At 60.1% G+C, this 24,867-nt stretch carries 44 protein-coding genes; 38 read left to right on the forward strand and 6 right to left on the reverse strand.

Annotated elements, in window-relative coordinates; translation table 11 throughout:
- The 3 genes from AWB80_RS40930 to AWB80_RS40940 form a co-directional block, all read right to left on the reverse strand.
- Positions 1-2,424 (reverse strand): methyltransferase domain-containing protein (locus AWB80_RS40930; RefSeq protein ID WP_143328253.1); only part of this gene is annotated, 2,424 nt, incomplete at its 3' end.
- Positions 2,425-2,467: 43 nt separating this feature from the next.
- Entirely contained in the window at positions 2,468-2,983 is a 516-nt protein-coding gene (locus tag AWB80_RS40935) for a hypothetical protein (protein ID WP_061180311.1), read from the reverse strand.
- Complete coding sequence (locus AWB80_RS40940; RefSeq protein WP_061180312.1) at positions 2,967-4,127, reverse strand: hypothetical protein; 1,161 nt, start codon at positions 4,125-4,127, stop codon at positions 2,967-2,969. Before AWB80_RS40940 ends, AWB80_RS40935 begins: the two co-directional genes overlap by 17 nt.
- Before the next feature lie 134 nt (positions 4,128-4,261).
- Between AWB80_RS40940 and AWB80_RS40945 the strand changes: the two genes are divergently transcribed.
- Positions 4,262-4,678 (forward strand): hypothetical protein, encoded by a 417-nt coding sequence (locus AWB80_RS40945; protein ID WP_143328254.1) that lies wholly within the window; start codon positions 4,262-4,264, stop codon positions 4,676-4,678.
- Positions 4,679-4,793: 115 nt separating this feature from the next.
- Here the strand turns inward: AWB80_RS40945 and AWB80_RS40950 are convergent, their stop codons facing one another.
- On the reverse strand, positions 4,794-5,363 hold the full coding sequence (locus AWB80_RS40950; RefSeq protein ID WP_061180314.1) for a hypothetical protein: 570 nt from the start codon (positions 5,361-5,363) through the stop codon (positions 4,794-4,796).
- A gap of 2 nt (positions 5,364-5,365) precedes the next feature.
- Positions 5,366-7,165, reverse strand: a complete 1,800-nt coding sequence (locus tag AWB80_RS40955; RefSeq protein ID WP_061180315.1) for a phage portal protein — start codon at positions 7,163-7,165, stop codon at positions 5,366-5,368.
- A 399-nt stretch (positions 7,166-7,564) separates the two neighbouring features.
- Between AWB80_RS40955 and AWB80_RS40960 the strand changes: the two genes are divergently transcribed.
- From AWB80_RS40960 to AWB80_RS41100, 33 genes are all read left to right on the forward strand, one after another.
- Complete coding sequence (locus tag AWB80_RS40960; protein WP_061180316.1) at positions 7,565-7,867, forward strand: hypothetical protein; 303 nt, start codon at positions 7,565-7,567, stop codon at positions 7,865-7,867.
- A gap of 35 nt (positions 7,868-7,902) precedes the next feature.
- The gene (locus tag AWB80_RS40965) at positions 7,903-8,181 is read left to right on the forward strand and encodes a hypothetical protein (protein WP_061180317.1); all 279 of its coding nucleotides are present in this window, start codon (positions 7,903-7,905) and stop codon (positions 8,179-8,181) included.
- Between the two features lie 62 nt (positions 8,182-8,243).
- A complete protein-coding gene (locus AWB80_RS40970) occupies positions 8,244-8,804 on the forward strand; it encodes a hypothetical protein (protein ID WP_061180318.1) in 561 nt (186 codons plus the stop codon).
- Entirely contained in the window at positions 8,801-9,127 is a 327-nt protein-coding gene (locus AWB80_RS40975; RefSeq protein WP_143328255.1) for a hypothetical protein, read from the forward strand. The genes AWB80_RS40970 and AWB80_RS40975 overlap by 4 nt, the downstream gene beginning before the upstream one ends.
- 124 nt (positions 9,128-9,251) lie before the next feature.
- Positions 9,252-9,557 (forward strand): hypothetical protein, encoded by a 306-nt coding sequence (locus tag AWB80_RS43755; protein WP_143328256.1) that lies wholly within the window; start codon positions 9,252-9,254, stop codon positions 9,555-9,557.
- Positions 9,554-9,943 (forward strand): phage protein NinX family protein, encoded by a 390-nt coding sequence (locus AWB80_RS40985; RefSeq protein WP_160147526.1) that lies wholly within the window; start codon positions 9,554-9,556, stop codon positions 9,941-9,943. The genes AWB80_RS43755 and AWB80_RS40985 overlap by 4 nt, the downstream gene beginning before the upstream one ends.
- Entirely contained in the window at positions 9,940-10,068 is a 129-nt protein-coding gene (locus AWB80_RS45390; RefSeq protein WP_279628699.1) for a hypothetical protein, read from the forward strand. Before AWB80_RS40985 ends, AWB80_RS45390 begins: the two co-directional genes overlap by 4 nt.
- A 1-nt stretch (position 10,069) precedes the next feature.
- Positions 10,070-10,297, forward strand: coding sequence for a DUF7220 family protein (locus AWB80_RS40990; protein WP_061180322.1), 228 nt, complete (start codon positions 10,070-10,072; stop codon positions 10,295-10,297).
- The gene (locus AWB80_RS40995) at positions 10,294-10,593 is read left to right on the forward strand and encodes a hypothetical protein (RefSeq protein WP_061180323.1); all 300 of its coding nucleotides are present in this window, start codon (positions 10,294-10,296) and stop codon (positions 10,591-10,593) included. Before AWB80_RS40990 ends, AWB80_RS40995 begins: the two co-directional genes overlap by 4 nt.
- A complete protein-coding gene (locus tag AWB80_RS41000) occupies positions 10,590-10,880 on the forward strand; it encodes a hypothetical protein (RefSeq protein WP_061180324.1) in 291 nt (96 codons plus the stop codon). Before AWB80_RS40995 ends, AWB80_RS41000 begins: the two co-directional genes overlap by 4 nt.
- A 93-nt stretch (positions 10,881-10,973) precedes the next feature.
- A complete protein-coding gene (locus tag AWB80_RS41005; protein WP_061180325.1) occupies positions 10,974-11,384 on the forward strand; it encodes a hypothetical protein in 411 nt (136 codons plus the stop codon).
- A complete protein-coding gene (locus tag AWB80_RS41010) occupies positions 11,381-12,082 on the forward strand; it encodes an ASCH domain-containing protein (RefSeq protein ID WP_061180326.1) in 702 nt (233 codons plus the stop codon). The genes AWB80_RS41005 and AWB80_RS41010 overlap by 4 nt, the downstream gene beginning before the upstream one ends.
- Positions 12,079-12,441, forward strand: a complete 363-nt coding sequence (locus tag AWB80_RS41015; protein WP_061180327.1) for a hypothetical protein — start codon at positions 12,079-12,081, stop codon at positions 12,439-12,441. The genes AWB80_RS41010 and AWB80_RS41015 overlap by 4 nt, the downstream gene beginning before the upstream one ends.
- Complete coding sequence (locus tag AWB80_RS43760; protein WP_143328257.1) at positions 12,438-12,767, forward strand: hypothetical protein; 330 nt, start codon at positions 12,438-12,440, stop codon at positions 12,765-12,767. Before AWB80_RS41015 ends, AWB80_RS43760 begins: the two co-directional genes overlap by 4 nt.
- Positions 12,760-13,008, forward strand: coding sequence for a hypothetical protein (locus AWB80_RS44240; protein WP_160147527.1), 249 nt, complete (start codon positions 12,760-12,762; stop codon positions 13,006-13,008). The genes AWB80_RS43760 and AWB80_RS44240 overlap by 8 nt, the downstream gene beginning before the upstream one ends.
- The gene (locus AWB80_RS41020) at positions 13,005-13,460 is read left to right on the forward strand and encodes a phage protein NinX family protein (protein WP_160147528.1); all 456 of its coding nucleotides are present in this window, start codon (positions 13,005-13,007) and stop codon (positions 13,458-13,460) included. Before AWB80_RS44240 ends, AWB80_RS41020 begins: the two co-directional genes overlap by 4 nt.
- Entirely contained in the window at positions 13,447-13,824 is a 378-nt protein-coding gene (locus tag AWB80_RS41025; protein WP_061180329.1) for a phage protein NinX family protein, read from the forward strand. Before AWB80_RS41020 ends, AWB80_RS41025 begins: the two co-directional genes overlap by 14 nt.
- Positions 13,821-14,000, forward strand: a complete 180-nt coding sequence (locus AWB80_RS41030) for a hypothetical protein (protein ID WP_061180330.1) — start codon at positions 13,821-13,823, stop codon at positions 13,998-14,000. The genes AWB80_RS41025 and AWB80_RS41030 overlap by 4 nt, the downstream gene beginning before the upstream one ends.
- Positions 13,997-14,230 carry a hypothetical protein gene (locus AWB80_RS41035; RefSeq protein ID WP_087132039.1) on the forward strand — a complete coding sequence of 78 codons (234 nt, stop codon included), beginning with the start codon at positions 13,997-13,999 and terminating at the stop codon, positions 14,228-14,230. Before AWB80_RS41030 ends, AWB80_RS41035 begins: the two co-directional genes overlap by 4 nt.
- Before the next feature lie 169 nt (positions 14,231-14,399).
- Positions 14,400-15,011 carry a hypothetical protein gene (locus AWB80_RS41040; protein WP_061180331.1) on the forward strand — a complete coding sequence of 204 codons (612 nt, stop codon included), beginning with the start codon at positions 14,400-14,402 and terminating at the stop codon, positions 15,009-15,011.
- Positions 15,008-15,769, forward strand: a complete 762-nt coding sequence (locus AWB80_RS41045; protein WP_061180332.1) for a hypothetical protein — start codon at positions 15,008-15,010, stop codon at positions 15,767-15,769. Before AWB80_RS41040 ends, AWB80_RS41045 begins: the two co-directional genes overlap by 4 nt.
- Positions 15,766-16,143, forward strand: a complete 378-nt coding sequence (locus AWB80_RS41050) for a hypothetical protein (protein ID WP_061180333.1) — start codon at positions 15,766-15,768, stop codon at positions 16,141-16,143. Before AWB80_RS41045 ends, AWB80_RS41050 begins: the two co-directional genes overlap by 4 nt.
- Positions 16,140-16,958 carry a hypothetical protein gene (locus AWB80_RS41055; RefSeq protein WP_061180334.1) on the forward strand — a complete coding sequence of 273 codons (819 nt, stop codon included), beginning with the start codon at positions 16,140-16,142 and terminating at the stop codon, positions 16,956-16,958. The genes AWB80_RS41050 and AWB80_RS41055 overlap by 4 nt, the downstream gene beginning before the upstream one ends.
- On the forward strand, positions 16,955-17,380 hold the full coding sequence (locus AWB80_RS41060) for a hypothetical protein (protein WP_061180335.1): 426 nt from the start codon (positions 16,955-16,957) through the stop codon (positions 17,378-17,380). The genes AWB80_RS41055 and AWB80_RS41060 overlap by 4 nt, the downstream gene beginning before the upstream one ends.
- Positions 17,377-17,688: a hypothetical protein gene (locus AWB80_RS41065; protein WP_061180336.1), complete on the forward strand. Its 312-nt coding sequence runs from the start codon at positions 17,377-17,379 to the stop codon at positions 17,686-17,688. The genes AWB80_RS41060 and AWB80_RS41065 overlap by 4 nt, the downstream gene beginning before the upstream one ends.
- On the forward strand, positions 17,685-18,023 hold the full coding sequence (locus AWB80_RS41070; RefSeq protein WP_061180337.1) for a DUF4031 domain-containing protein: 339 nt from the start codon (positions 17,685-17,687) through the stop codon (positions 18,021-18,023). The genes AWB80_RS41065 and AWB80_RS41070 overlap by 4 nt, the downstream gene beginning before the upstream one ends.
- A gap of 92 nt (positions 18,024-18,115) precedes the next feature.
- Positions 18,116-18,286: a hypothetical protein gene (locus AWB80_RS44245; protein WP_160147529.1), complete on the forward strand. Its 171-nt coding sequence runs from the start codon at positions 18,116-18,118 to the stop codon at positions 18,284-18,286.
- Positions 18,283-18,840 carry a hypothetical protein gene (locus AWB80_RS41080; protein ID WP_061180339.1) on the forward strand — a complete coding sequence of 186 codons (558 nt, stop codon included), beginning with the start codon at positions 18,283-18,285 and terminating at the stop codon, positions 18,838-18,840. Before AWB80_RS44245 ends, AWB80_RS41080 begins: the two co-directional genes overlap by 4 nt.
- A 398-nt stretch (positions 18,841-19,238) precedes the next feature.
- On the forward strand, positions 19,239-19,955 hold the full coding sequence (locus AWB80_RS41085) for an AAA family ATPase (protein WP_160147530.1): 717 nt from the start codon (positions 19,239-19,241) through the stop codon (positions 19,953-19,955).
- Complete coding sequence (locus AWB80_RS43765; RefSeq protein ID WP_143328258.1) at positions 19,915-20,307, forward strand: hypothetical protein; 393 nt, start codon at positions 19,915-19,917, stop codon at positions 20,305-20,307. The genes AWB80_RS41085 and AWB80_RS43765 overlap by 41 nt, the downstream gene beginning before the upstream one ends.
- Before the next feature lie 333 nt (positions 20,308-20,640).
- Positions 20,641-21,549, forward strand: coding sequence for a plasmid replication initiator TrfA (trfA, locus tag AWB80_RS41090; protein WP_061180341.1), 909 nt, complete (start codon positions 20,641-20,643; stop codon positions 21,547-21,549).
- Between the two features lie 12 nt (positions 21,550-21,561).
- On the forward strand, positions 21,562-21,798 hold the full coding sequence (locus AWB80_RS41095; RefSeq protein WP_244207042.1) for a hypothetical protein: 237 nt from the start codon (positions 21,562-21,564) through the stop codon (positions 21,796-21,798).
- Between the two features lie 9 nt (positions 21,799-21,807).
- Positions 21,808-21,999 (forward strand): zinc ribbon domain-containing protein, encoded by a 192-nt coding sequence (locus tag AWB80_RS41100; protein ID WP_061180342.1) that lies wholly within the window; start codon positions 21,808-21,810, stop codon positions 21,997-21,999.
- Between the two features lie 3 nt (positions 22,000-22,002).
- Here the strand turns inward: AWB80_RS41100 and AWB80_RS41105 are convergent, their stop codons facing one another.
- The gene (locus tag AWB80_RS41105; RefSeq protein ID WP_061180343.1) at positions 22,003-22,305 is read right to left on the reverse strand and encodes a hypothetical protein; all 303 of its coding nucleotides are present in this window, start codon (positions 22,303-22,305) and stop codon (positions 22,003-22,005) included.
- Positions 22,306-22,614: 309 nt separating this feature from the next.
- On the opposite strand from AWB80_RS41105, the gene AWB80_RS41110 reads away from it, so the two are divergent.
- Genes AWB80_RS41110 through AWB80_RS41125 form a run of 4 tightly spaced genes read left to right on the forward strand, consistent with a single transcriptional unit; the run spans position 22,615 to position 23,650 of the window.
- Complete coding sequence (locus AWB80_RS41110; RefSeq protein WP_061180344.1) at positions 22,615-22,893, forward strand: type II toxin-antitoxin system RelE/ParE family toxin; 279 nt, start codon at positions 22,615-22,617, stop codon at positions 22,891-22,893.
- An 8-nt stretch (positions 22,894-22,901) separates the two neighbouring features.
- The gene (locus tag AWB80_RS41115) at positions 22,902-23,213 is read left to right on the forward strand and encodes a HigA family addiction module antitoxin (protein ID WP_061180345.1); all 312 of its coding nucleotides are present in this window, start codon (positions 22,902-22,904) and stop codon (positions 23,211-23,213) included.
- Positions 23,214-23,224: 11 nt separating this feature from the next.
- A complete protein-coding gene (locus AWB80_RS41120; protein ID WP_087132042.1) occupies positions 23,225-23,419 on the forward strand; it encodes a hypothetical protein in 195 nt (64 codons plus the stop codon).
- A 9-nt stretch (positions 23,420-23,428) separates the two neighbouring features.
- A complete protein-coding gene (locus AWB80_RS41125; RefSeq protein WP_061180346.1) occupies positions 23,429-23,650 on the forward strand; it encodes a hypothetical protein in 222 nt (73 codons plus the stop codon).
- Positions 23,651-24,867: the final 1,217 nt, after the last annotated feature.

Genomic DNA, 24,867 nt, shown 5'->3' on the forward strand with positions numbered 1-24,867 from the left:
AAGGTCCTCGCGATCTTCGGCGAGATCGACGTCGGGATTGGCTGCCGGCGGCATAGCAGGCTCAGCGGCCGGCTCCGGCTCGTTGGCGCGCGCAGCGCCAACCGGATAGATCGGATCCAGACGATCGTTATCGCCTGCCGGCGGCATATCCTGACTGGTCCAAAACCGCACCGTCGAATCAGCGTTCACCTGCGCCTTTCCGTCGACGATCGGATGCGCGATCACCAGGTGATTGCGTTGATAGTGCACGCGGTAGAGGTTGCCCTTGCCGTCGCGCACCGTCGTGCCGTCGTGCAATGCCGATGCGATCGTCACGCGACCGTCGTCCACACGTTCGGGCTGCTCCTCCTGCGCACGATGCCAGCGCCCATCCCGCAGCACGTAGTCGACGCCGTCCTCAGTCTTCGTGTCGCCTTCCTGCGGACCCTGCTCAGCCGGCGCCGGCGCGGCCGCCGCTTCGACGGGCTTCTCAATCACCAACAAACGTGCGTTCGCGCCGGTCTGCGCCGGCAGATCGTTGCCCTTGAACGTGTTTTCCGGCAACTTCTCGACCTCCGCGCCGCGATCGTCGAGCCACGAACGGAACGCCTCCGCCTTCTGATCGGAGCCGAAGAACACGCCCTCACCGGCGATCGCGACCAGCTTACCGCCCGGTTTCAGCATGTCGTACGCGCGCATGATGTGCGCCGCGTCCTTGCGATCGGAGAACGGCGGATTCATGACCACTGCGTCATACTGCTTTTCCGGTTCGAAAGACTCAAAGTCGTGCGCGGCGATGTTGTGACCCTTCGCGCTTAGCACGTTGCGCAGCGTGTCGGAGATTTCGACCGCATCCACCGTCGCGCCGGCGTCGCGCGCGGCATCGGCGAGATGTCCATTGCCGGCGGACGGCTCGAGCACGCTCATACCCGGCTTCACGCCCGCCATCTCCGCCATCTTGGTTGCGAGCGACTTAGGCGTCGGGAAGAAATCGATTCCGACTTTTTTCCCAACGAGTGCGCGCTCAGCAGCCTTGATCGGATCCGCTTGCTTCGCGCCGTCACGGAACGTCAGATACTCGGTCAGCGCGAGACGCAGATCGTGATCGTCGTTGATACCGAGCTTGGACAGGCGCGCGACGCGCTTGATTTGCTCGATATTCCACCAGCCGAGCCCATAGCTGATGTCCTTGTCCGTCAGATATTTCTTTAGCCCGGCGACCATCTCCGCATCGGGACCGATCGATCCGCGCATGCGCTCGATCAACGGCTTCGCACCGCGCTTGCCCTGAAGCTGCTCGATCAAACGTGACTTGTCGGCGCCGCCGGTGCCCCACGACGGGCGATAAATCTTCGCATTGCGGATATCGTCCGGCGTCGGCGCGCGGCCCTCTTGCCGCTGCCGGTCGACGTACGGCAGGTTCCGGTCCGTCTCGCTCATCGCCGTGCGCACCGCCGAATCCAGCGTCTCGACCGCCGCACGCGTGCTGACGCCCTTCAGGTGCCGCGCCTCGCCCGCCTCGATCGCATCGGCGAGATTGATCATCGTGCCGGCGATCGCGAGCCGCTTGCGCGCTTCCGATTCAGCCCCCGCCGCCATGCGCGCGCGGCGCGCCGTGTTCGCTAGGCGATCGCGCCCGAGATCCGCATTAGCCTGATCAGCCAGCTTCTGGCCGGCAGTACGCAGCTTTGCCGCCTGCTCCTTGCTGCGGTCGACGGCTGCCGCGTTCTCGGCGCGCTTTTCTTCCTCACCCGGCACGTACACGGGTTTCGATTCCGCCGCCGGCACCGCGCCGTCGAGATGCTTCTCTCGAATGAACCAGCCGCCATCCTTGCGGAAGGTGTACGGATCGATCTCCGCCGCCTGGTGCCCACTCAGATCTTTGCGCACGACGCCGCGCAGCACCTTGCCCTTCTTCGTCGTGTGCTCGACGATCTCGTGCGCGGCCGCGACTGACTCGGCCTCCTGCGCCGGCATCGCATCCTGTTTCGGCTCACCTTCTCGCGCGCGATCGCGCAACTGCTCGTGAGTGATCAAGCCGCCACCCGTCCCCGGAGCCTTCTCCGCATCGACTTCAGCAGGCTTTAGATCTGTCTGATGCATGCTCAGTCGCGCCATGACATCAGCCGGCTCCAGTCCGTCGATATGCGCCATCGCGTCGATCAGCTTCGCGCGCTGTTCGGGACGCATGTCCATCAGCATCGAGCGCATGCGCGCTTCCCCGCCGTGCTTGGCGAGAAACTTATCGAGCTTCGGAGTCTTTCTAGATGCCGCCTGCTTGGCGGGCGCCTCGCCGAACAAGTGACCCTGCTCGTGAGGCTTGAGCGCTACGCGCGCGGTCCGCATATGCGGTTTTACATACGTGCCATCCTTTCGGACGGAACCGGCCACATGGACCGGCATGTCGAACAGCGCGAGCTGCGACTTGCGAAGAACAATGATCATCAGGAGCGGCCATTAATTGCGTATCCTGATTGTCATGTCACGATTACCGCACGGCGCTCCGCATGAACAGGATCGACTTGATCATCGCGGGCTTCTCGCGCGTCGCGCGCACCTTGCGCACGAACTCGGCGACAGGCATCGCGATGATGCCGCCGAAAAATCGCGGATCGTCGTAGTGGTTCAGATACGCACGCTTCGCCGCACCCATCGACGGGAACCCGAGAAAGCACTTGTCTTCGTCATACTGGTCCCACTTCTTGCGCCTCATCTGGCGAACGATATAGACCTCCGGCGCGCTTTCGTCGGGGCCGAGATAGACGTCGACCGGATCGCCGTCGACACCCTCAGTGCCCGAGATCTCGCCATACGCGTGCTCGAACACCGTGCGCCAGGCCTTTCCCGTCTCGTCGACGCCCTCACGCACTGTTCCCTTTGGATTCTCGATCGCGATATCGAGCCCATTCCACTTCATGCGCGGTTTCTTGTAGTTGCCGGCGGCCGCTTGCGCGGAAGTTGGCTTTTTCCATCCGTCGGCGCGCGCCTTAATCAGAAGCATCATTTCCCCCTAGTGTCGCTCGGAGCCAATCTCCAAACTCTGGATCGTCGCCAGGCAGATCCTGGATAACCGGCACCCAGCGCCCCCGACAATGCGGATGCTGCGTGCCCGCTGCAATCCACCACATCTCCTCTGGTTCGCGATGCACGAGAATGCTACCGACGCGCTTACGCGGCGCAGACGAGCGCCCGATATTTGTCTTGCCCGGCCAGATCTGCGTGTCGCCGTCCTTGTCGGGCGCATCTGCCGACACAATTTCCATCACCTTGCCGTCGATCTTTCGGCACCAACCGCAGGCGTCTTCGTACATTTCGACGCGTCGCACCTTCGTGCCTGGCGCCATGCTGGAGATGTATCCCTGATTGGCGTTCTCGCCCGCCTCAGTCACTGCGATGCGCCGCCAATCCCTATTCAGCGTGCCGAACTCGTCGACGAGCGTCGTTTGCAGCGAGTGCCGCGCGCCCGGCACGCCGAGAAATTCTTGCTCTGTGTGATAAGCGATCACCTCGCGCATACGGTGCCGCGTGTTGTCGGCGAGCCGCGTGACATTCTCTGCGCAGCGCGTGCGCGCGTATTCGATCATCACGCGCTGTGTCGACGTCATCGTGAACCGTTCGGCGGCCGCCTCGAGCGTCGATGGCAGCGCATCTAGCACCTTGTCGGCCTGCTTCGCCGACAAACTCTCCATGCTCGCTTGCACCCGGCCCATGTAGACGGACCTCACAGCGAACCATTCCGCTTCAGAACGCAGATCCGTCGCCGGCAGATAACGCTGCGCGAGATAGTCGACCACCATCATCCAGTCATCGAGCGTGAATTCCGCCGGCGGCAGCGTTTCAAGATACAGTCGGACGAGCGACAACTCGCCATGCGTCCAACGCTCCATCGCGCCCGGCGGCCGTCGCACGCGCGGCGCTCCCGTGTGTCGCTCTCCGGCGAGCCACTGCTCCAGCTCCTTCCGGAACCCATCGAGCCGCATCAGCCCGCGTTGCGTGAACAGTTCGACCAGACGCCGCACAAACGGCGATTCATGCTCCCGCCAGATCGACGAGTCATCGTCGTGGCTGTGGATGGCCTTGTAGATTGTGTTCAGCGCGCGATCGGTTTGCCGCTCCGAAAGATCGCCGATGTCGAGTAGAAGCGTCATGCGTTGTATCGTAGCGTCACGACAAACTTAATCATTTTTGATACACTGCGGGTTCTACTTAGGACTGCATCATGCCTGTATCAAAGAAACCCTCACGCGGCGCGAAGAAGCGCGCTGGCGTCGTAACGAGCAAGATGGCACTCGCCGGCACCGTGCCGGGATTTCGCGCGCTCAATTCCATAATTGCCACCTGGAACAGTCCAGACGGACCGCAAGCAGACCCTGCTGACGTTGTCGCGCTGCAGGGATTCTTTCTCGGCTACGACCGCGTGTGCAAGAACGCGGGCATCCAATTCGACATTCGGCCGGCGGAGCGTATCCTCAACTGCATGGAATACGACATGCCGATCTCGCTCGAGGAGATGAAGCTGTTGCGCGAGGAGGCAAACAAGCTTCTGCGCGCAACGCTGAAAGTGCGAAGCGCAGCGATCTGGTTCGAAAGCCTGAAGGATATGGAGATCTACTGCCACGTGCACAATTGGACGTGGCACGGAATTGGAGGAAGGGAGCCGGCAGGTTCCTCCGCCGGCAGTGAGAAGATCGCCGCGTAACGTGCGGATACGGCTAGGTCATAGTGGGAGACACACTACCCTAGCTGCGGACTGTTTTACCCGACCTGTCCGCTGCGGGCCGCACCTCTCGCCAAGGAACAGCCCAAGTATGTTGTCACGACGCGTCCGGCGTCGCGCTCATCTCATTCCACCGCACCTGATGCACCCGGCCGGATTCGTCCTTGACGTACGCGCCATCCTTGCCCGGCTCGCCCACGACTACGCCTGATCCGTCGAAGTCGCCCGCGCTAAACAAGACGCGATCGCCTGGATTGAACTTCGGCGCCGAGATCATCTGCTCTGCCTCCGCCTCCGCGTCATTGCCGCGCGCCTTGGCGAGCAACACCAGCCGGTTTCCGCCGAAGGCTTTCACGACGAGCTTATCCTCCCGCGCACCCGGCGCGACATTCAAGAAGCGTCGCTTCCCATTTCCATCCTCGACAATGTAACCGTCCTCGCCCTCATCGACGACGTTGAAATGCTGCGTGGCGCGCTTCTTCGCGCCGAGCACGTGCTTCCAGCGCACCTGATGATGCTTTCCTTTGATGTCGACGGTCGCGCCGTGCGCGCCGTGCGCGACGACGCGCCCGACCATCGGGCCGGACGCGTGCTGCACGTAGATCTCGTCGTGCACGTCGACGCCCGGGTTTTCCTCGATCTGTTGCTCGATCTTTTTCGGCTGCATGATCACGGCTCGATCGTGAAGACGGGCAGACCGTAAGACTTGGTCATCGCATCGGCGTCGTCGCCCTGTTCGGGATCGCCGACGGCCTGATCGCCCTTTGCCTCATCCCCAGCGGCCGCGCCCTTGCCGTCGCCCGCCGGCGGCTTGCCGAAGTCGGCGCCCGTCTCATTCGCGGCACCTGGAGCACCGAAATCCTGCTCCCCCTTTCCCTTGTTCGCGCCCTTATCGTCACCGCCCGCGCCCGGAGGCGCATCATCCGGATTGCCGAAGTCCTGGCCGGCAGCCTGCTGCATCTGCGTCCACGGTCCGATTAGCGTCGGATTGAGCGGGGCATCGCCGAGCGGCCCTTCAATCTTGTCCTGCTGGTCGAGCGCGCGCATCTCGTTCCACGTCAGCGTGAGCTTCTGTCGCTCGAATACGTCCTTCGGATCCTCGTCGTCGAGACCGGTCCAACGAAACACGTACTTATCGGAGAACTCCTGGACGATGAAGTCGGTGAACACGTTTTCGAAGTACGACAAGAGCGGCCTCAACCCCTTGTCCTTCGAATTGGCGATCTTTTCCTCAGTGTCACTGCCCGACAGGCTCGACGTTCCGGTCGTGAACGACTCGAAATTGACCTCGTCCGGCGCAATGCCGTAAATCGCGCAAATGATCGACACGAGGAACGTCATCCACTTGCCGAACATCATCTCGTTCACTTCAACGCCGAAGTTTTCAAACGACGCGCGCGACTCCATATCCTTCGAGACCATCACCGGCAGCGCCCACTGATTATTGACGCCCTTGACCATCGCATTCCACATGCGCTTGAACTGCGCGATGTCTTGGTCGGTGTAGTTGCCGGTGAGATGCAGCAGACCCTTCGGGATCTGATTGCTGTCGAAGTACTTCGTGTTATAGGTGAACGCGTTCAGGAATCCCGTGACCACGCGCACGAGCAATTCCGTTTCTGATAGACCGTATCCGCCGACCATTACATCGGTACGCGGATTGCGCGGCACGTAGATCAGATCGTCGTAGGTGTAGAGACTGCGGACGTTACCCTGCACGAGCTGGAGCGCGAAAATCTCATCCTCGCCGCGATACCCGTCCTCAGTGCACAGCCGGATCGTGGCGCCATCGACGGCGTAGAGCCCATCGAGCCCAAGCTTCTTGTCGCGCTTCCATTCCGTCTCGATCGGCATCGAGTCGAGCGTGAGCGTGTCGCGCACTAGCTTGCTCATGAACGAGGACAGATCGTCGCGCTTCAGGCGCATGCGCGTGCGCGGCCGCGTCTCCCACCCGGAATTCATGAAGAACTCCTCGAGCAGCGCCATCGTCTTCTTTTCGTCGTCGCTGGCGTGCGCCTCCTTGTCCTTCAGCGCGATCTTGAACCCTGGCCCCTTGCCGCTTTCCTGCACACGGCAGAAGCGGCGCACCTGGCTGATACGCGTCATGATGACTGAGTTCAGGATTGGCGTCTGATCGACCATCGCGCGCATCGCCTCGAAACTGAACGCGCTGTTCTTTTCGTACCAGTCGCCCATCACGCTGATTTGCATGTTGTCGAGGAACACCGACTGCATGCCAGCCTGCTTCTTTTTCACGGCATCCGACGGAAACGGGATCATCGGCGCGCGCGCGAGCGATTTGCTCATCGCCATGTCCTCGTAGCTGTCTCTGATGAATTCGATCAGCGGCAGCATCTTGTCGGGGGACGCTTCGGCAAGCGACGTCTTTTGGATCTCAGCTTGGGCGGACTGGCGCTCGTCAGCCGGTGCGGCGCTGGAGTAGGCGATTTGGGCGGCATTTTCGGTCATGGTGCGAGTTTGCTGTCACGACCACCGACACAATTATCCGCGCCCACTTGATCATTTTTGATTAACTGTGTATTCTTGCTCCTGTCTCAGCACATGGAGCCTTAATGACGCTTCTGCTGTGGCTGATCGGCGTGCTGTTCTCGACTCCAGCGCGACGATCCTTCCTAAAGCCAACCGCTAAGCCGCGCGGCAGAAGACACGTGAGAAATCACGCGATCCCTGTCGAGTACGGTTAGTGATCCTTAGTGAATGGAGTCGAGATTTGCCCATGCCCGCGCCATACCGGCGTGGGCGCAACAGATTCGAAATTTGTTGGTGCGATCGACGCGCACCAATAAGAACGCGGGTTTCGCCCGCACGCCACACAGCCCGGGCGCGTATCGGGCGCTCGGAGTAGATATGCAGAACATTGCCAAGCAACAAGGGTCGATCCAGATGGGCAACATGCCGCCGGAAAGCCCGCGCGAACTCACGGCCGCGATCACATCCCTCGACGCGGTCATTTCGACGATCCAAGCGGATCAATACGCGCTCGAATCGAGACTTAGCCCGATTCTGGACTCGCAGCTTTCTGGCAGCGATAGCGTCGGCGACGCCGTGCTGACGCCTCACACCCTCGCCGGACAGATCCGCCTCATTGAGGAGCGACTGCACGCGATTCGCCAAGTGCAACGCTCCGTCATCGACCGCCTCCACGTTTAACCACACAGCGCGCTACGGCGCGCGATGAGACCACCATGAACGCCAAGAAAGCAAAAGCACTCCGCAAAGCAGTCACCCTCGCCTTCCAGAAGGATTGGCGCGAAGTCCAACTCGACGGCCGCCACAAGCGCAGCATGATCGCCGGAATCAAGAAAGAACCGTTCATTTTCGAGCAGCGCGTGCTGACGAAGCACTGCGGTCGCGCCGTCTATCGCAACCTGAAGAACGCAGTGCGCAAGCACGTTCTGATCAACGCGCCGCGCGCGACCAAGCACGACATCGCACACGTCGAGTCGGAACTCGCATTGGCCTGAGCCAATACACCCCCAGCACGAAATGCCCGGCTCCGGCCGGGCTTCTTACTTGAGAGCCGAGAATGTCTACCACTGAGCAGCCGAAAGTCCACGAAACCGCTCTTTTCCGCGCGGTAGCGGAGCAAGCCGGGAAGCACCGCGACGAGAATCAACGTCTGCGCGTCGCGATCGCCGAGTGCGGCAATCTCGTCGGCGGCATCGTAGGCCCGCAGTGCACGGTTGACTTCCTATCGATGGTGCCGAACGAGGTGCGCCTCGTCGTCGAGCGCCTGCGCAACGATCGCACGGAAGCGATTCAAGACGCCGAACGCGCGCGCGACGAACGCAATCGCTCGAGGCTCGAATGCGCCCGCGAATGGATGCAGAAGTGCAACGAGGTCGCCACCGAACGGGACCACTGGAAAGCGAACCACGATCAACGCGTGAGTGCCGCGCGATTCCTGATCGAACGCGGCGACATCCCTGCTGAGCGCGTCAGCATGTATCACGAACTGCTCGCGCTGCGCGCATTCCACCAGTTTTTCGCCGATCGTTGCGAAGGTCTGTTCGCCCAATTCGGCATGGATGCCGTCAACGCCTACAACGCGGCCGCATCCACCACACGCACGACGGAGTCGGTATGAGAGTCGAAGTTCGAGACAGAGCCGCGTGGCTTCAGCGCGTCGAGGCGCGCATATCGGCTATCAAAAGTGAGCGTCGCAAGCGCGACATGGAGTACGAAGACGAATGGCGATCCAGCGTCTTCGGCGGCCGCTTGCTTCTCATGATCTGGCCGAATGCAAAGCCGAGCCCAGTCGAGTTCGAATATCCATCGATCTACAGCTTCGTGGATCTCAACGTTCTGAACAGCATGCGCCGGGTGCTGATGAGCACCGAGATCAACGCCATCTTTTTCGAATCGGACGAACTCGCAGCCGCAGGCGTCCTCGCCGAACCGGTCTGGTAAAAAAGCCCGGCACAGGTCAGAAAAGTTTCGTTACAGGTATGTAGATTCAGTTGCAAAATTGATCATTTTTGATTAATCTTAGTCCTGCATCAGCAAGTAATTTTCAGCGCAACTGGGGACCAAGATGAGCACTGCTAACCACCCTTTCAAGCCGGGCGACACCGCAACTCTGCATAAGTTGCCCGCTTCCCTCGCCCATATGTGCGGCATGGCGTGCCGCGTTATTCACACCGACGTCGCCGGGATTGCAATGGATGTAGAGTCCGGCCGCCTGGCGTTCGCAGAAGGCGCGCGCGTCGCGATCGATGACAAGCCGTACATCGTGCCGATCGAATACCTGAAACCCAAATTCATCGCCCAGCCGCGCGACATCGACGCGAAAGTGTCGTGGGCGTCGTGCGGATGGATGCCGCAGGAGTACCGCGCGTGAAAAACGTCAATGAACTGTCTGGCGCTGCGCTCAATGAGACCGTCGCGCTCGCAATCGGTGCCGAGAAAGGAAAGACGCCGCCGGAGAACCATGAAGCGACTGGCGTGCCGCTGAAGTTTCTCACGCACACGAATCCGCCCGCGTTCTATCTCGTCAATGCCGCCGGCATCACCACGCGATGGAATCCGGCCGGTGACTGGGCGCAGGCTGGCCCGCTCCTCGCCGGACTGCTCGCGACCGGTCACCTTCTCATGCATCCGCCCGGCGAGCCCGTGTCGTTGATCCAAGGCGAAAAGCGCATCACTGGCTCGACGATTCCCGAAGCCGTCTCGCGCGCGTTCGTCGCGCAGTGCTACGGAGTGAATCTCAGCGAGGTGCCCGCGTGAAGCCGGAGAACCATTCCGACGCGATCGAGCCGACGCCGGCGAAGCCCGCCGATGCGGATCTCGTGACGTGCCTGTCGTGCGGCGCGACCGCACCAACGGCTGAAGAAATCCCGTGCGGGCACTGACATGCAGACAAAAACGCAAAGCCTGATCGAGACGCTACTCAACACCGCGCTTGGTTACGGCATCAACCTGTCGGCGCAGATCGCGATTTTTCCGCTGTTCGGGATCCACATCGCGTTTCACGAGTCCGCCATGATCGGCGTTGCCTTTACTGGCATCTCGATCGCTCGCGGTTTCGCGCTGCGCCGCCTGTTCAACTGGATTCACTCGGTCCGACCGGCGAAAGCATGAAGATCATCGCCTACATCCCCGTCGAGCGCATTCAATTGACGGCTTGCACCTACACGTATCGAAGCGAGCTGATGGAATTGGAAGTCGTGCGCGTAGTTCGCCATCGTGCTGACCGAACTCGTGAGCGCTTTTACTACCACGCGGACGTGAAGCGCCCGGCGCGTATGCACCATACCGCCATGAGTTACGGCAGAGACGACACCGTCGTGCGCGTGAACATCTTCCGTAAAGAAAACCCGAAATGGAAACCGCCGGTCTTTCCCGAAGGCGTCAACTGCATCGAGATCCAATCATGACCATCACGAACAACGAATACCCGATCGCCGCCCTGAACGACTTTCTGAAGGTGCCCGAGGAGAAGATCGACGCCTGCTTGGCGGACTTCAAGCAATGGCTTGGACTCGCACGCCAATCCGCCGTCATCACGTCGATGCTCGAATCGTTCTCCGGCGTTCCCGGCGGCACCGCGTTGTTTCGGAACAGCTTCATCTGGATCGACGACGGCACGCCGGGTATCCGCGCGATTCAGATCACCGATGAGCACGATAAGGAGGTCGTTCGCATCGCTGTGACAACAGACTAATAATCTGCCGCGCGAATATCCGCGCTTTATGCGTGGCGCGGATATCCAGTCCATCACCGCCCGGCCCGGGCACTCATAGGGCGCAGGAGACCAATGAACACGAAAGAAATCGCTGCAGCCATCACTGGCGCGACATACCCGCTTCGCATTTCCAAGGAAATCTCTGCCGCCGCGCAGGCAAACGGCATCGTGATCGTCTGCGGCGAAAGCGATGACAACATGGCATTCGCAAGCGCCATCCGCGATGAGGTCGGATGCTATGACGGCGGCACCGCGTACTTGACGTCCGACGGACTTCTCACGAACGAATGCGACGACGAGGACTGCCCGCACTTCGCGAAGCTGAAGGAAAAGGCCGCGACGATCGAAGCACTCTGGTGCGAGGAAGGCGACTATTCCTGGACTTTCAAAACCGACATTCCGCACGAGACATTCGAGATCGTCGAGGACGGCGGACCGTTCTGCCGTGGCATCGTGTTCGCGCTGAAGGATGTGCCGGCATGAAAGAGACGCCTATCCTTTTCAGCAGCGAGATGGTGCACGCCATTTTGAGCGGGAAAAAGACACAGACGCGCCGCATGGTGGTTCCGGGGCGCGGATATCAATCGACCTGGCTCGACGTTGAGACGATCAACAGCAGCCCGCGCCTCTACACGTGCCACACGAACCCGGATCGCCGTTTCGGCGCGCAGATGGAGCACCCTCGAGGCGGTCCGCTCGGCTGGGTGGCGAGCCCGTTCGGACAACCGGGCGACCGGCTATGGGTCCGCGAGACGTGGCAACACAGCAATCACCCGCTAGGCCCGTTCGATGAAGATTGCACGGTGTTTTACCGCGCCGACTATCTCGACGACCCGCACGGACCTGACGGCGAAAAGTCGCCCGAAGGCAAGTACCGCACGTGGCGCCCGCCGATCCACATGCCGCGCGCTGCGGCGCGCATCACGCTCGACATCACAGCCATACGCGTCGAGCGCCTGCAGGACATAGACGATGCCGACGCCCTCGACGAGGGAGCCTCCTACCGTCCCGCGCCCAATGAGTTGTCTCACGGTGGATGGACGCACGATGGATGGTATGTGCACGACTCCGCTCGCGAATCATTCCGTACGCTTTGGAACGGCCTCAACGCCGCGCGCGGTTGCGGATGGGATGTGAACCCGTGGGTTTGGGTAATTGAATTCGCAAGGAAGACAGCATGAAATCTCTTTCGACCAAAGCACAGCGCAAGCTGGGCAATTGGCTGTTGTCGGGCGACACCGGCGTATCGTCCGAGACGATGGCAGCGATCGCGCTTGGCGCGACGTCGCTCGGCGGCAAGCACCACTATCGCGGCGACGCGCCGCACGACCCGTCGGACTTCGGCCGCTGCTATCGCCTCGTGATAAACGTACCCGAGATCCGCGAATTCTTCCCGCGCATCGCCAAGAAGGTGAAGCCGTTCGCGGGCATCCTCCGCGAGTGGGATGATCTGGTGCGAATCTACGAGCGCGATAAGCCGATGGGCCGCAGCGATGAACTGTGCCGCCGAATCCAGGAACTGCGCGGAGAAAAGGCGTGAAAGTCATCACCACATTTGAGGCGCGAGATGGCGCGACTTTCTATACAGAACATCACTGCCGCAAGCACGAGGCTGCGCTTTCCGGCCGCCCGCATGAATGCCCGAAGTGCAAGGGGACGGGCACCGATGAAAGCAAACCCCTGTATCGAGTCATCGAGCACAAAGGACCGATGCCGAATAGCGTCGACGGTTGGGGCGCGCATCAATGCGTTGTGCGCGAGAAGCGGCACGATGGATACATGCCGTGTGACGTCTGCCAGGGACACGGCTACACAGCCGAGCCCAAGCGCCCGATCACGCGCACGGAGGTGGTCGGTTATGAGTGAGAAGAACACCGGCGGCCCGGCATTTCCGCGTGCCGCCACGAATGTAAGAACAGTCGAGGGACTGTGTGCAGATGAAGGCGACGTTGGTATGTCACTGCGCGACTTCATCGCGGTAAAGACCCTCCAGTCCTTGATCACTGGTCGTACATGGGGCGACAGCGGCGCGGATCTCATCGACACGTGGGCAAAAAGCGCATACGCGTGCGCCGACGCCATGCTTCGCGCGAGGGACGCATCTTGAAAGTATCCGAACTCACTGGCGCCCTGCTCGATTACTGGGTCGCGCGCGTCGAGATGGAAGCCGAAGGCGGCCGCCTTAAAGATTGCGGGATCCGCGCGCTCGACAGATCGCGCTGGGTGATCTTCGATCCGCGCGACAATGGCGCAATGGCGATTATCTGCGTAGGCTTCTTCACGTTCCGGAAAACGCAGAATGAGATCGGTGCCGACCGCTTCGTCGAGCACTATTCGCCGTCGACCAGGTGGGCGGAAGGCGGCCTTATCGTCGATCGCGCACGTATGAACTTCGCCACGATCGGCACCGGTCCGCGAGACGAGGATGGCAATGAGCCTATCGTCGCCATCCCCATCGAGGGGCGTCGCGCCGCGCAGGGACCGACACACCTGATCGCCGCCATGCGCGCCATCGTGCTGAATCACTTTGGAGAGGAAGTTCTCGATGAAGGTCTGTGAATTGACAGGCGTGCTGCTCGACTTTTGGGTCGCACGTGCCGACGGCTGCACCGCCAAGATTCTGCGCGCCGGAGCGAAACTCAACGGCGTGCGCCTCAGCAACGATACATGTGCCGCGCTCACGCCAGGATATAGCGACTGGTGGCAACCGCACCACGTTACGTGCTTCACGATGGATCCGATCATCGAGCGCGAGAAGATCGGCCTTAATTGGCATCGCGGCGAGTGGGGCGCATGGGTAACGAGCTCGTGCTACGAGTCCAACGATCCCGATCAGACCGGCTCGACGCACCTTGTCGCCGCCGCTCGCGCGTTCATTGCATCGCGATTTGGCGATACCGTTCCCGACGAGGTTCCAGCATGACGCGCGAGCCCGTGATCGTGAATGGTAAGCTGACCGGCCACAATGTGCGCGCGCCGGCGTCGTACATCAAGGTGCGCGACGATCGTGGCTATGAGTCCGTCATGATGCTACGACCGGCGGAGACGGTATTCGAGCCAGTGAAGGCGCAGAGCAGTTTGATCGAGGAAGATCAATGACCCAGCCCAAGCCCAACAACACCGCCAGCTTCCCGCACGGGCTGTTTTGCCGCGCCTGCGGCTGGCCCGTGCTACACGTCTGCTGCAATGACGGAATGGCGAAAACAGAGCCATATGCGAGCGCCGATTACTGGGGCTACTGCTCCAACAAGACGTGCGAGCACCACGCGGGCGAAGAATGGTGGATGGAAGATCCAGAGTTCTCGTTCCGCGCGCCAACAGATACATAGTCTTTTCGCAGGATCCGCAAACCCAAGCGCCGCATGCCTCACAGCCTGCGGCGTTTTTCATGGGCGCTCGTCGGGCGCTTGATCAAATTTGAGTAGAAACTTGATCATTTTTGAGTAACAATATCACTCGTGCATCGCGCCCGCGATGCTGCATCCACCGAGTGAGACCATGTCCGAACGACTGTTTTTCATGATTGAAGGCGGTAAAGCGCTCGATCTCGTGAAGCACCATATCGCCGAGATTAAGCGTGTCGGCGAACAATCCCGCCAGCTCGCGCGCGAACTCGATGTCAAAGAGGTATCGACGAGCAAAAGCAATGGCGTTGTCGTCGCCGTTCACTTCGCCGGCGAACGCCACCCCGATTTCAAGAAGCCCGACAAGTGGGGCTCCAGACCGAAGAAAGGAACCGACTGGGCATCCCGTTTCGCCACTCAGAAAGGATACGAGGACGCCTCGACGCTAATTCAGCGCAGTCTCAACGTGCCTTGCCAGATCTCCTACTCATTTCCTGAGAAGGGCAGCGGCATGCAGCACATCGGGTTCCCCTTTCAGGAATGTGGCTTCCTCTTTCTCGGCGAGGAAGGCCCCTACGCAATGTGGATTCCCGACGTCGCGCACGATGTGCGCGAGAAAGAGGAAAAGGGTTGGATCGTCGACGAGCCAGCCAAGTCCTTCAAGGCCGAATTCGAAGGATGCCGCCGCATCGAACTCGAGGAGTGGCAGATCATCGTCGCACAACACAAGCTCGCGAAGAAGCAAGACCAGAAGGAGGCAGCGTGACCACCGAATCGCCCATCATCGAATTGTCGCCCGATCAGCAGGCAGTCGCCAAGAAGAAGCTCCACGACATCGGCCAATCCATCAGCATGCTTCATTCCTTCCTCGAGAAAGGCCGTCCGATCGAAGAAGACTTCGCAAAGTCGGTCGCGTGTGTCGTTGAATACAAGCTCGACGATCTGTGCAAAGCGCTCAACATTGAGACCTTCGGAACGAAGGAGCGCGAGGAGCGCTACGCCAAGCTGCGCGAAGCCAACACGCAGATCCACGAATTGGAAAAGCAACTTGGCAACACCCTCAGCGCTGACGCGACGCAGGAATCGATCAAAAACATCGCCGCGCATTTGAACAAGTGGTGGGATCTCGATGGATTCGGTTTTATTCGCGAACTCGAATTCGGGCAATACGGCGTGTGCAAAGGCGAATTCTCTTGCAGCCTCAACGGCACGTTCCGCCTCATCGACTCGGATACTCCCGTTTCGGACAAGGAAAACAAGAAAACGTGGATCGACACCCTGCGCGAACGCGGATTCGAACTCGTCGAAGATAGTCGCGACTGGCACATCCTTGATTGCGATGCAAGCCGCAAAGCGCTAATCGATCTGTTCGCCGCGCGCCTCCCGTCCGCCAAGGTGATCAAGTTCGAGAACTTCTGCCGTCAACCTGCCAGTGGGTTCATCCTGCGCAGCGCACAAGTCTACATCTACAAGATCTCCGAAATCCTTGATCTGCCGGTACCGGCCGAGGAGGCCGCAGCGTGAGCCAGTCAATCGATATTCCGCCGCGTGTCATCGACCGGCTGTATCAGGATGCGGGCGTGGACAGCTATCACCCTGATGGTGACCAGCAAGAGAAGTTACACGCGTTCGCGAGTGCAGTTGTTGCCGAGACGATTGCTCGCTTGCCCAACGCTGAACCGAAGACTGCCGCCGGCCCGTTCTATGTCGTCGCGAATGGAAACGAGCCCGGCTTTCTCTCGTACGGCACCGGGATCAACGTGAACCGTCCGGAGTATCACTCGTCGCTTCGTCACGCTCACAACTGGCCGACGTTCGAAGCCGCCGACGAAGCCGCGAACCGCGCCGGGCTCGTCTGCTACACCATCATTCAACCCGCATTGGGAGTGCCGCGATGAGCCCCGAACTCTACACATTCCTGATGTCCGTCGATGACTCGCTCAACGAGCTGACGCCGCTCGAAGTCCTGCACGGATCGCCCTTCCGAGAGCACTCCGACATCGAGCCGTGTCAGCAACGCATCCTCGATCTGCCGCGCAAAGAGCGCAACGCGAAGGTATTCACGCTGTGGCGGATGCACGAGGCGGACGAGCGCGATCGCGCAGCCCCCGCGCAATCTGGTTCACGAGCCGTCGAGACTTTCGCGGACCACTTTTCCACATCGCACGGACACCACGTCGACGACGAGCTCAACCCGGATCCTGTGGAGCACTGGTGGACGTTCGACCGGGATGCGTTGGCGGCATTCGCCCGCGCCATTCTCGCCGCACCGCATGCGGGCGAATGGGATGCGGTGCGCATGGAAGCACTGTGGGGCGTGCTGATGTGTCAGGTTATCGAAACAAGCAGCGAGTCGTACCTGGCCTTGAAGTGCGTAGGCATTCCGCCGACGGCGCAAGAATTCGCCGGCGCAGTTAATCGCATGCTCGACGGCACCCCGGCCGCACCAAGCGCCCTGGCGGACGTCCTCGCTGAGCGCAAGCGCCAGGACGAGCAATGGGGCGGCCAAGACGTCGACGACACGCGCCGGCCTGCGCATTGGATCGCCTACATCGCGAAGCAAGTGAACAAGGCCGACCGCGCATGGATTGAGCACCATCGCGGAGAAGTCGCGGAGTTAGACATCGCGGAGATCCGCGAACGCCTCGTCAAGACGGCCGCGCTCGCTGTGGCGGCTATCGAGTCGATCGACAGGAAAGGAGCGCAGAGATGACGAGCGCCATCAACAAGGCATTCGCCTATCTCGACCCAGAGCACCCAACCGTACGCAACGCGCTCGACGAAATCGCCCAGTTGCGCAGGGACGCGGAGCGATATCGCTTGATCCGGACGGGGAAAGCGTTGACGGTTCACGTTCCCGTCAAGGATAAGCACGTCATTTACTTCTTAGCCGACAAGCCGGAGCCGGGATTCTCCGAAGCGCTCGACGCCACAGTCGACGTAGCGATCGCGAAGACCAGGGCGAACCAGTGCAAGCCCGGCGGATGCTCCTCGATCGGATGCGAAGGCGGGTTCTACTGCTTCAACGCGGACGGCACGCCGAAGCCCGACATCACACCGGAGCAGCAAGAGCAGATCCGCGCTGCGCTCGCGCCATATTGCGCACCCGCCACACCAAAGGAGACACAGGCATGAGCCGCACATTCGTATTCGACCGCTTCGACGTGCGCGGATGCGCATGCGACGATTGCCAGACTGGCGTGACGACGCATGCCGAATTCGACGGCGAATGGGTCAAGGCCCAAGACGCCATCAGCCGCGAAGCCGTGCTCCAGGCGCAGATCCGCACGCTTGAGACGCAGTTGAAGGATGCGCGCGCCGCGAACGAGCGGCCGAAGGCGACGCTTTCCGAGGTGCACGTGATCCTGACCGACGCCGGTATCCCGCATCTTGCCGTGCGCATGGACCGCGCACTGAAGAAGATCGACGAGGCACGCACATGACCGTCTACGTCGACGATATGAAGGCGCGATTCGGCCGCATGATCATGTGCCACATGCTCGCGGACACCGATGAGGATCTGCATGGGATGGCCGAGCGGATCGGCGTCGCGCGCAAGTGGCACCAGGCGCCGCCGCGCCACGACAGCCACTACGACATCGCATTGAGCAAGCGGATCCTCGCCATCAACGCGGGCGCGCAGCAGATCACGTGGCGGCAAGCCGGCGCGATGTGCAAGCGCCGCCGCGTGACCGGGCAGCTTGGCGATCCGCGCGACGCGGAGCAATGGCTCCGAGACTTCCTCGAGCAGCGCCGACGCGAGAAGGAGCCAGCCTAATGCGTATCCATATCAGTTTCGGTCCGACTCGGAAGAAGCCGCGTGTCGGCGATCGCCGAACGACGAAGAAGCACGGCACGCAGGTGCGAGTGATGAAGATGGCGCGCGATGGGCGCGGGAACATCATCGGCCACGACTGCACCGGCGGCCGCCAGCTCTACGAGTGGGTATCGCTCGAGGACGCGGCGAAGCAAGGCAACTCCTACCTGCTGACGCGCGAGGAGCGCGACGCGATCGAATCTAACCAAATGAGAAGCACATGAGCACCCTGCCCTGCCACAAGCACCACCTCACGGAGCGCGATCAGGCGTTCTACATTGACGAGGCGACTATCCAATCGACGCATCCGGCGCTCGGCCCTTTCGGCGAGCCGAACCATTCCTCATATAACGTCGCAATGATCCTCGTCGGAGAGCGTCACGCGAAAAGCGACCTCGTGTCGCTCGTTGGCCATCTGATGACGCGGATTCGTTTGCTCGATCTCGAGCTTGATGCGACGAAGCACGCCGCGCTCACAGGCATGGACGCCGCGAAGCGCGTGAGTACCATCCAACTCGCCGAGGCGCACCGTGCCCGCGCCGAGTCGAGCCCGGAAGTACTCGCCTCCGAGCGCGCCGCGAACGCCGTGCTGACGGACGAAAACGAGAAGCTGCGCGAGAATGCCGAGCGCTATCTGTTCCTGCGCGATGACTGCGACTGGCACCAATGCGACTGGTATTGGGAGGCGATAAGCGCGGGCGGCGAGGATCTCGACAAGGCGATCGACGAGGGACGGAAGAACCGCGCGGAGCAATTCACAGAGGCATCTCCGTTCTAGCAACAGATTGAAGATCTCTTAACCGATCGGCTGGAAGCCTTATCAGGATTGCTTTTCCGGCCGATCTGGCACAGACCCGGGCGCACATAGGGCGCTTCGCATCAAAAATCGCCACATCTGATAAGAAGTTGCGCACTGCAACCATGTACATACGTACATCGGTACATAGGTGCGCACACTACTCGCCGCCTCCAACCGCCTCGCGGCCGCCAACGCACGAAATTCCGTGTCGAATCGGCATGTACATAGGTACATAGGCACATACCTGCATATGTACGAACATCGGTATTAACGCACCTACGCACCTATGTGCGCACGCACGCACGCATGCACGTGCAGATGGATGTATGATGCCGCCCACATACCCATGTACGTATGTCAATACACTTGGAGAAATAATGGGCATCGTGATAACGGTCGGAATGGAGAAGGGCGGCCCGGGCAAAACGACGATCGCGACGAATCTGGCCGTCACGTGCGTCATCGCCGGCATGCGCGTGCTGCTCGTCGACGCGGATAAGCAACGCACAACAGCAACTTGGGCAGAGGGGCGACGCGACAAAGGCATCGAGCCACCGATTACGTGTGTCGAGAAAACAGGGAAGTGCGGCCGCGATATCGCCGAGCTCGCCGAGAACTACGACGTGGTCATCGTTGATGCCGGCGGACACGATAGCATCGAGCTTCGCCAGGCCTTCGCCGTTGCCGATCTGTGCATCATGCCGCTTCGACCCTGCCAGCCCGATGTGTGGACGCTGCCAGCAATGATCAAGCTTCTGGACGAGATCGAGGAGCGGACCGGCACGCGCCCGCAGGTGCGAATCCTCATCAATGGCAAGGAAGCGCCGAAGAAGGTGCGAGGAGAGTATCGCGAGACGAAGGACACGCGCGACACGGTCGACTTGATCGACAAGTCGTTCGGCGGCTCCATGCCCGTCCTGAAATCGATGGTTTCTTACCGTCCGGCCTTTTGGCGAGCCTTTCCGGAGGGTATGAGCGTCATCGAGATGCCGAAAACCGCGCGCGCGGAGTCGGCGAAGGAAGAAATCAGCAACGTGTTCTCGGAGATTTTCAATGTCGAACTCGCGTCAGTCGATCAGTCTGCCGCTGCCTAAATCGTCGAGCGACGATCGCGCGGCGCGCCTGAAGAACCTTGATGACTGGAGCGAGGAGCCCGCGCGTGCCGCGCTGGGCAAGTCCGCGCCAGAGAAGCCGGCCGAAAAGGCACCGGCGCCCGCGCCAGAACCGCCGCCACCGGCCACAAAGGCAGATCCAGAGGTGTCGTCAACCTCACCGGTTGAGATCCCGCCAAAATCGATGCATGTGCGTATGCCTGTCCCGGTCTATCAGATGCTTCGTGACATCAAGTACCACACGAACGAGGATATGAACGACGTCATCGCGCGCGCAACGGAGCGAGAGTGCCGACGCATCCTGCAGGAGATCGCCAAGAAGCGAGGAGGGTAGCGGACCGCCTTCCTGCAAGCTGCTTTTTGCGGTTTTAGGACTATAGAAGGCTTATAAAGGCTTATAGGCTGTGGAAAGCACGCATAAGCCTTTGTTTTTAACTAAAATTTTGGCATTTGTGGATATCTGATACCCCGGAGGAACCTATCTGATACCCCGGAAAAACATATCTGAAACCCCGGAGCACATATCTGAAACCCCGGAGCGAAATATTTGATACCCCGGAAAACCTATCTGAAACCCCGGGAAAAATATCTGATACCCCGGAAACATATCTGATACCCCGGAGCAACCTCGTGCTACCGTTTTGCTGTTCACCGTGAGGACTATTCCTTGTCAGACAAAGCCATCAAGATCGCGCGCAAGCTGGAGGAAGAGCACACGCGACAGCTTCCGCTGAAGTTCACGCCGAGCTGGAGCGAGGACAAGCGGGCAATGTCCAAGAATCTCGCCCGCACGGCGCTTTTTACTGTACGCAAAAAGGGAGCGCCGCGCGAGCGTTACGACAAGACGCTGCTCGCGTCGATGGAAGGCATCGAGCTTCGGTATTCGGGTTGGCAATTGGATCAAGACGATCACTCGGTTTTCATGCAACTCTGCCACCTTGCGCGCGACGAGAACATCGGCGACGAGGTTCACATAACAGGGGCACAGGCGCTCAATGGCCTCAGATGGAGCGATTCCGAGGAAGACTATGCGAGGCTTCGCAGCTGCTACGAGCGCCTGCTCGAAGGTACGGTTTGGCTAACTGTGTCTTCAAGCGTAAAGAGAGCGTTCATGAAGTTGCACGGCTCCCATCTATTCTCATCAGTCGATGCCGACACCGCCAATTCTGCGGATATTGATTCGACGGCAACGCGATGGACGATCAAACTCAATCCCGATCTAGCCAATATCCTGTGCGGCAATGAGACAACGCTGATTAAGTGGGCAGCCGAAAAGAAACTTTCGCCGCTCGCCAACTGGCTGCATCGTTTCTTCGCGACACACGACACGACCGAGGAGCCGGCCGTCTTCAAGGCCGAGACGTTGCATCGCCTATGCGGTAGTCGCCAAATGAACATGGCGACGTGGCGCCAAGCACTGAAGCGCGCGCTCGTGGAAGTCGAGGAAGTAGGATTCTTCAAGTCCCAATCAATGGGGCCGCGCCCGTCATGGAATGTGACCGTCGTGAACAAGACGCTAAAGGAGATCGACGTCGACCCGCGCTGGAAGCGAGATATCCACAGAATCGGTGCATAACTCTGTGGAGCGATGATGAGCGAGCAGCCATCTGTGAAGGTCGAGCACCGCGAATGGGAGATCCGGTCATTCCCGGAGCAGAGGGGTTTTCTCTGGCACGCATGGGTCGAGGTCGAGCGCGGGCCGTGGGAGGATGAGGACGATGGGCAGATCTTCAATTTCACGGACATCGGCTATTACGACACGAAGGCCGCAGCCAATGACCGCGCGATCGCCTGGGCGAAGGCCTGGCTCGACAGCAACTACTGAGGCACAGCGATGAACCTGCGTTGCTTGGCATGCCAGAAGGCATTCATCCTGATCGACGACGCGCAGGAAAAGAAATGCCCTGCGTGCGGCTCGGGGCGGGTCGAGGAACTGTCCAACGAGATCTTCAAAAAGGCATACGACGCGGGCGCCATCTACGACATCGACCCGCGCACCGGCGGCCGCGCCAAGAAGCGCCGTTGAGATTCAGTAATCGTCGTCATCGCCGACGCAATCGTCGGCGGCCGGCTTGGGCGCCTCGCCATACATCATCGCGATGATGTTCGGAAACAGCACGTCGCAGCGCTTCGCGAAGTCTTGCGAGTCGCGCATCGGGCAGTCTTTTGACATGCGCGAGCCGAGGTCGGTCATTGCGTAGTCCGGGCCGAAGCGCGCGATCAGGCGCGCAAGGTGATACCGGCCGCGACGCGCGCACCGCGTGCATGCCACGTCGATGTGCGTGCCGTGCGCGGCAACGTCGCCTAATGAGACACTTCCTTGCCTTTTCATGGTATCAATTCTAGCCTCAGACTATCATCTGGAGGATGAGCAAAAAGTTTGATCAAAACACTTATGTCAAATCGATAATGAAATTTCTGAAAGCAGCCGCCTACATCATCCTCTCGCCGGTGATCCTGTTCGGTTTCGTCGCGATGCTCGGCGTTTCTGCCGCTTGCGATTTCGCGGAGCGCAAGCCCCTGTAAGGGTTTAGCACGGGGTCGCGGGCAGCCCGCGATCCTCGCAAGAAGTCGACTAACCGTCTATCCGCGCACCTTCTACTAGCTTGTATCGCGATGCGTTACGCGATACAATGCATCCATGATCAAGACATTCCTCCACAAAGGCCTCGAACGGTTCTTCCTGACCGGCAGCAAGGCAGGCATCCGTCCTGACCATGCAGCGAAGCTCGGCCGCTTGATGACCCGTCTGAACGAGTCCATCGCGCCCGAGGATATGAACCGGCCAGGATGGTACTGGCATCCGCTGACAGGCGATCTCGCTGGGCACTATTCGGTCAAGGTGAACGGAAACTGGAGAGTGACTTTCAAATTCGAGAACGGCGACGCGATTCTCGTCGACTATCAGGACTATCACTAGGAGGCATCATGGCTCAAATGTTCAATCCGCCGCATCCGGGCGCAGCGCTCCGCGAGGACATTCTCCCGGCGCTTGGCCTGTCCGTCACCGAAGCCGCCGAACAGCTCGGCGTGAGCCGCGTGGCGCTGTCGCGCGTGCTCAACGAACACGCCGCGATCTCGCCAGAGATGGCGCTTCGCCTCGAGGCATGGCTTGGTGTAGAGCGTGGCGGCCGCGCGGATGTCTGGCTCGCCGAGCAGCGCGCCTACGATCTGTGGCAGGCACGCCAGCGCGGCGTGAGCGACGTGCAGCGCGCGCCGCTTGAGCCCGAGCATGCTTGATGGATTCCGTCATGCCGAAGAAGACTCTACGCGAGCGGATCATCGACGCCGAGGTGCGCGGTGGTAAGTGGCTCGCCGACGGCAACGAAGCGGCCGAACGTGGCGACCGACGAAAGGCAGAGCAATGCTACGAGAAAAGCCAATTCTGGCTCGATCGATACAACCTACTCGTCGGCAATTCAGATCGTCCGACCCCTAAGGGATAGAACGCAGACATGAACACTGAAAAGAGTTGGACCTACCAGCAGATCACCGACACCGCCGAGGAACAGATCAAGCTTTGGATCAAGAAAGCAGACGAAGATCTTGATCTTGCCTATCTCTACCGGCAGCGAGCACTTGGCACCTACGAACTGTGGTTCAAGATGACACAGGGATGGATCGCCGATGGAGACATCGTCCGACTGCGAGATTTGATGAAGCATCAGTTCTCGTAGTCGCTAACAGATCCTAGATCTGTCGTTCGAATCGCCAAAAGCAAAGCCCGGCAAGCGTCTCCGCTGTCGGGCTTTTTCGTTGGGCGCTATTAGGGCGCAGTGTTAGGCAAACGCGGGCTTCTTCATCGCATCCTCCTGGTTCGTTTTGAGTCCGGGATATCCGGTCCGCTTATCGAGAAAGAACCATCATCCTGTCGTCACGACGCGCATCGACCGAAATTCACCTTTTTTGATCAGGCGATTGATCATTTTTGATGAAGTCGTGCTATGCTTCGTTCCATCAAGTCGCGATGCCTGGCAACAGGGGTAGTGAACGACGCAGCCTCAGCGTCCCTAACGGGAGTATGAGGATGAGGATTAGCGGGCAGTGCCTCAAGCTGAAAAACCACCGCAGCACAGCACAGAGTTTTAAAAGGGCTCAGGGGCTGTTCGGAACGCAAGCGAGACCGGTGCAGTAAGGTGCTGGCGCATGAATACCGTTAGCCGATTGACTACCGTAAGTAGTCCTCACACATGGCGTTTTTCCCACTGCAAGAACACTGGATACCCGGGGACCAGTCGCCATCTGTGAGAATGTCTCAGCCGGCCGCGAAAGCGGATTGAGATGAGTACCGGGAAGGAGGCTTACCGGCTCCCGCGTCGGCGGTATGAGGGGTTAAATCCGATCAGCCCTCTCGATAGCCCGACGGCAAAAGTGCGGACGCCGGTGCGATGCCGGCACGAATTGCGCGAAAGCGCTCCGAAGAAGGCCGGTTCGATTCCGGCTCGTTGGCAGAGGTCTGGAGAGAAGAGATGCGGTTCGATTCCGTGATTTGGCATTGGAAGCCAAAGGCCCGACTTGCCGCCGTAAGCGGCTCCGAATTGCAGTAGTGCCGAGCCCGCTCGATGACGACTGAGTGCTCAACTGGCGAGAAACAAGTACGTCCGACTGACTGCCGTTAGCAGTCACCCGCAAAGCGCATTCATCGAGTGCTCTTTGCGGGTCTGGATGACTACCCTTCAAGACGGACCCCGTAAATGTCCAAGAATGGCGAATTGATCCTCCGTTATTCAGGATTGGGCAGCCGAAAGGCGGTTAAGTCGTCGGCCATTAAATGACGGTGAGTGAGTCGGGCGCTTTCACTAGGAGATACCGGCAACGAGGGGCGCGGCTCGTTAAAAACGCGCGCCAATTGCGGGGTGGTGTAAAGCTGCACATCAGCCTCATAAGCCGAAAG

Origin of the sequence: Caballeronia pedi, assembly GCF_001544915.2 — a bacterium.
In the GTDB taxonomy this organism is placed as follows: Bacteria; Pseudomonadota; Gammaproteobacteria; order Burkholderiales; family Burkholderiaceae; genus Caballeronia; species Caballeronia pedi.

Excerpts from the sequence above, each read along its gene's own strand:
- AWB80_RS41005 (WP_061180325.1), top strand. The coding sequence starts at position 10,974 with ATGAACACGAAAGAAATCGCTGCAGCCATCACTGGCGCGACATACCCG.
- AWB80_RS40950 (WP_061180314.1), bottom strand. The coding sequence starts at position 5,363 with ATGCAGCCGAAAAAGATCGAGCAACAGATCGAGGAAAACCCGGGCGTC.
- AWB80_RS40990 (WP_061180322.1), top strand. The coding sequence starts at position 10,070 with ATGCAGACAAAAACGCAAAGCCTGATCGAGACGCTACTCAACACCGCG.
- AWB80_RS41055 (WP_061180334.1), top strand. The coding sequence starts at position 16,140 with ATGAGCCCCGAACTCTACACATTCCTGATGTCCGTCGATGACTCGCTC.
- AWB80_RS40995 (WP_061180323.1), top strand. The coding sequence starts at position 10,294 with ATGAAGATCATCGCCTACATCCCCGTCGAGCGCATTCAATTGACGGCT.
- AWB80_RS40975 (WP_143328255.1), top strand. The coding sequence starts at position 8,801 with ATGAGAGTCGAAGTTCGAGACAGAGCCGCGTGGCTTCAGCGCGTCGAG.
- AWB80_RS41125 (WP_061180346.1), top strand. The coding sequence starts at position 23,429 with ATGAACACTGAAAAGAGTTGGACCTACCAGCAGATCACCGACACCGCC.
- AWB80_RS41080 (WP_061180339.1), top strand. The coding sequence starts at position 18,283 with ATGAGCACCCTGCCCTGCCACAAGCACCACCTCACGGAGCGCGATCAG.
- AWB80_RS41120 (WP_087132042.1), top strand. The coding sequence starts at position 23,225 with ATGCCGAAGAAGACTCTACGCGAGCGGATCATCGACGCCGAGGTGCGC.
- AWB80_RS41070 (WP_061180337.1), top strand. The coding sequence starts at position 17,685 with ATGACCGTCTACGTCGACGATATGAAGGCGCGATTCGGCCGCATGATC.
- AWB80_RS41010 (WP_061180326.1), top strand. The coding sequence starts at position 11,381 with ATGAAAGAGACGCCTATCCTTTTCAGCAGCGAGATGGTGCACGCCATT.
- AWB80_RS41060 (WP_061180335.1), top strand. The coding sequence starts at position 16,955 with ATGACGAGCGCCATCAACAAGGCATTCGCCTATCTCGACCCAGAGCAC.
- AWB80_RS40945 (WP_143328254.1), top strand. The coding sequence starts at position 4,262 with ATGGCACTCGCCGGCACCGTGCCGGGATTTCGCGCGCTCAATTCCATA.
- AWB80_RS41065 (WP_061180336.1), top strand. The coding sequence starts at position 17,377 with ATGAGCCGCACATTCGTATTCGACCGCTTCGACGTGCGCGGATGCGCA.
- AWB80_RS44245 (WP_160147529.1), top strand. The coding sequence starts at position 18,116 with ATGAAGATGGCGCGCGATGGGCGCGGGAACATCATCGGCCACGACTGC.
- AWB80_RS41105 (WP_061180343.1), bottom strand. The coding sequence starts at position 22,305 with ATGAAAAGGCAAGGAAGTGTCTCATTAGGCGACGTTGCCGCGCACGGC.
- AWB80_RS43755 (WP_143328256.1), top strand. The coding sequence starts at position 9,252 with ATGAGCACTGCTAACCACCCTTTCAAGCCGGGCGACACCGCAACTCTG.
- AWB80_RS41085 (WP_160147530.1), top strand. The coding sequence starts at position 19,239 with ATGGGCATCGTGATAACGGTCGGAATGGAGAAGGGCGGCCCGGGCAAA.
- AWB80_RS40940 (WP_061180312.1), bottom strand. The coding sequence starts at position 4,127 with ATGACGCTTCTACTCGACATCGGCGATCTTTCGGAGCGGCAAACCGAT.
- AWB80_RS41035 (WP_087132039.1), top strand. The coding sequence starts at position 13,997 with ATGACCCAGCCCAAGCCCAACAACACCGCCAGCTTCCCGCACGGGCTG.
- AWB80_RS41115 (WP_061180345.1), top strand. The coding sequence starts at position 22,902 with ATGGCTCAAATGTTCAATCCGCCGCATCCGGGCGCAGCGCTCCGCGAG.
- AWB80_RS44240 (WP_160147527.1), top strand. The coding sequence starts at position 12,760 with ATGAGTGAGAAGAACACCGGCGGCCCGGCATTTCCGCGTGCCGCCACG.
- AWB80_RS41015 (WP_061180327.1), top strand. The coding sequence starts at position 12,079 with ATGAAATCTCTTTCGACCAAAGCACAGCGCAAGCTGGGCAATTGGCTG.
- AWB80_RS41095 (WP_244207042.1), top strand. The coding sequence starts at position 21,562 with ATGATGAGCGAGCAGCCATCTGTGAAGGTCGAGCACCGCGAATGGGAG.
- AWB80_RS41040 (WP_061180331.1), top strand. The coding sequence starts at position 14,400 with ATGTCCGAACGACTGTTTTTCATGATTGAAGGCGGTAAAGCGCTCGAT.
- AWB80_RS40935 (WP_061180311.1), bottom strand. The coding sequence starts at position 2,983 with ATGATGCTTCTGATTAAGGCGCGCGCCGACGGATGGAAAAAGCCAACT.
- AWB80_RS41100 (WP_061180342.1), top strand. The coding sequence starts at position 21,808 with ATGAACCTGCGTTGCTTGGCATGCCAGAAGGCATTCATCCTGATCGAC.
- AWB80_RS40955 (WP_061180315.1), bottom strand. The coding sequence starts at position 7,165 with ATGACCGAAAATGCCGCCCAAATCGCCTACTCCAGCGCCGCACCGGCT.
- AWB80_RS40960 (WP_061180316.1), top strand. The coding sequence starts at position 7,565 with ATGCAGAACATTGCCAAGCAACAAGGGTCGATCCAGATGGGCAACATG.
- AWB80_RS40970 (WP_061180318.1), top strand. The coding sequence starts at position 8,244 with ATGTCTACCACTGAGCAGCCGAAAGTCCACGAAACCGCTCTTTTCCGC.
- AWB80_RS41000 (WP_061180324.1), top strand. The coding sequence starts at position 10,590 with ATGACCATCACGAACAACGAATACCCGATCGCCGCCCTGAACGACTTT.
- AWB80_RS43765 (WP_143328258.1), top strand. The coding sequence starts at position 19,915 with ATGTCGAACTCGCGTCAGTCGATCAGTCTGCCGCTGCCTAAATCGTCG.
- AWB80_RS41110 (WP_061180344.1), top strand. The coding sequence starts at position 22,615 with ATGATCAAGACATTCCTCCACAAAGGCCTCGAACGGTTCTTCCTGACC.
- AWB80_RS41030 (WP_061180330.1), top strand. The coding sequence starts at position 13,821 with ATGACGCGCGAGCCCGTGATCGTGAATGGTAAGCTGACCGGCCACAAT.
- AWB80_RS40965 (WP_061180317.1), top strand. The coding sequence starts at position 7,903 with ATGAACGCCAAGAAAGCAAAAGCACTCCGCAAAGCAGTCACCCTCGCC.
- AWB80_RS41025 (WP_061180329.1), top strand. The coding sequence starts at position 13,447 with ATGAAGGTCTGTGAATTGACAGGCGTGCTGCTCGACTTTTGGGTCGCA.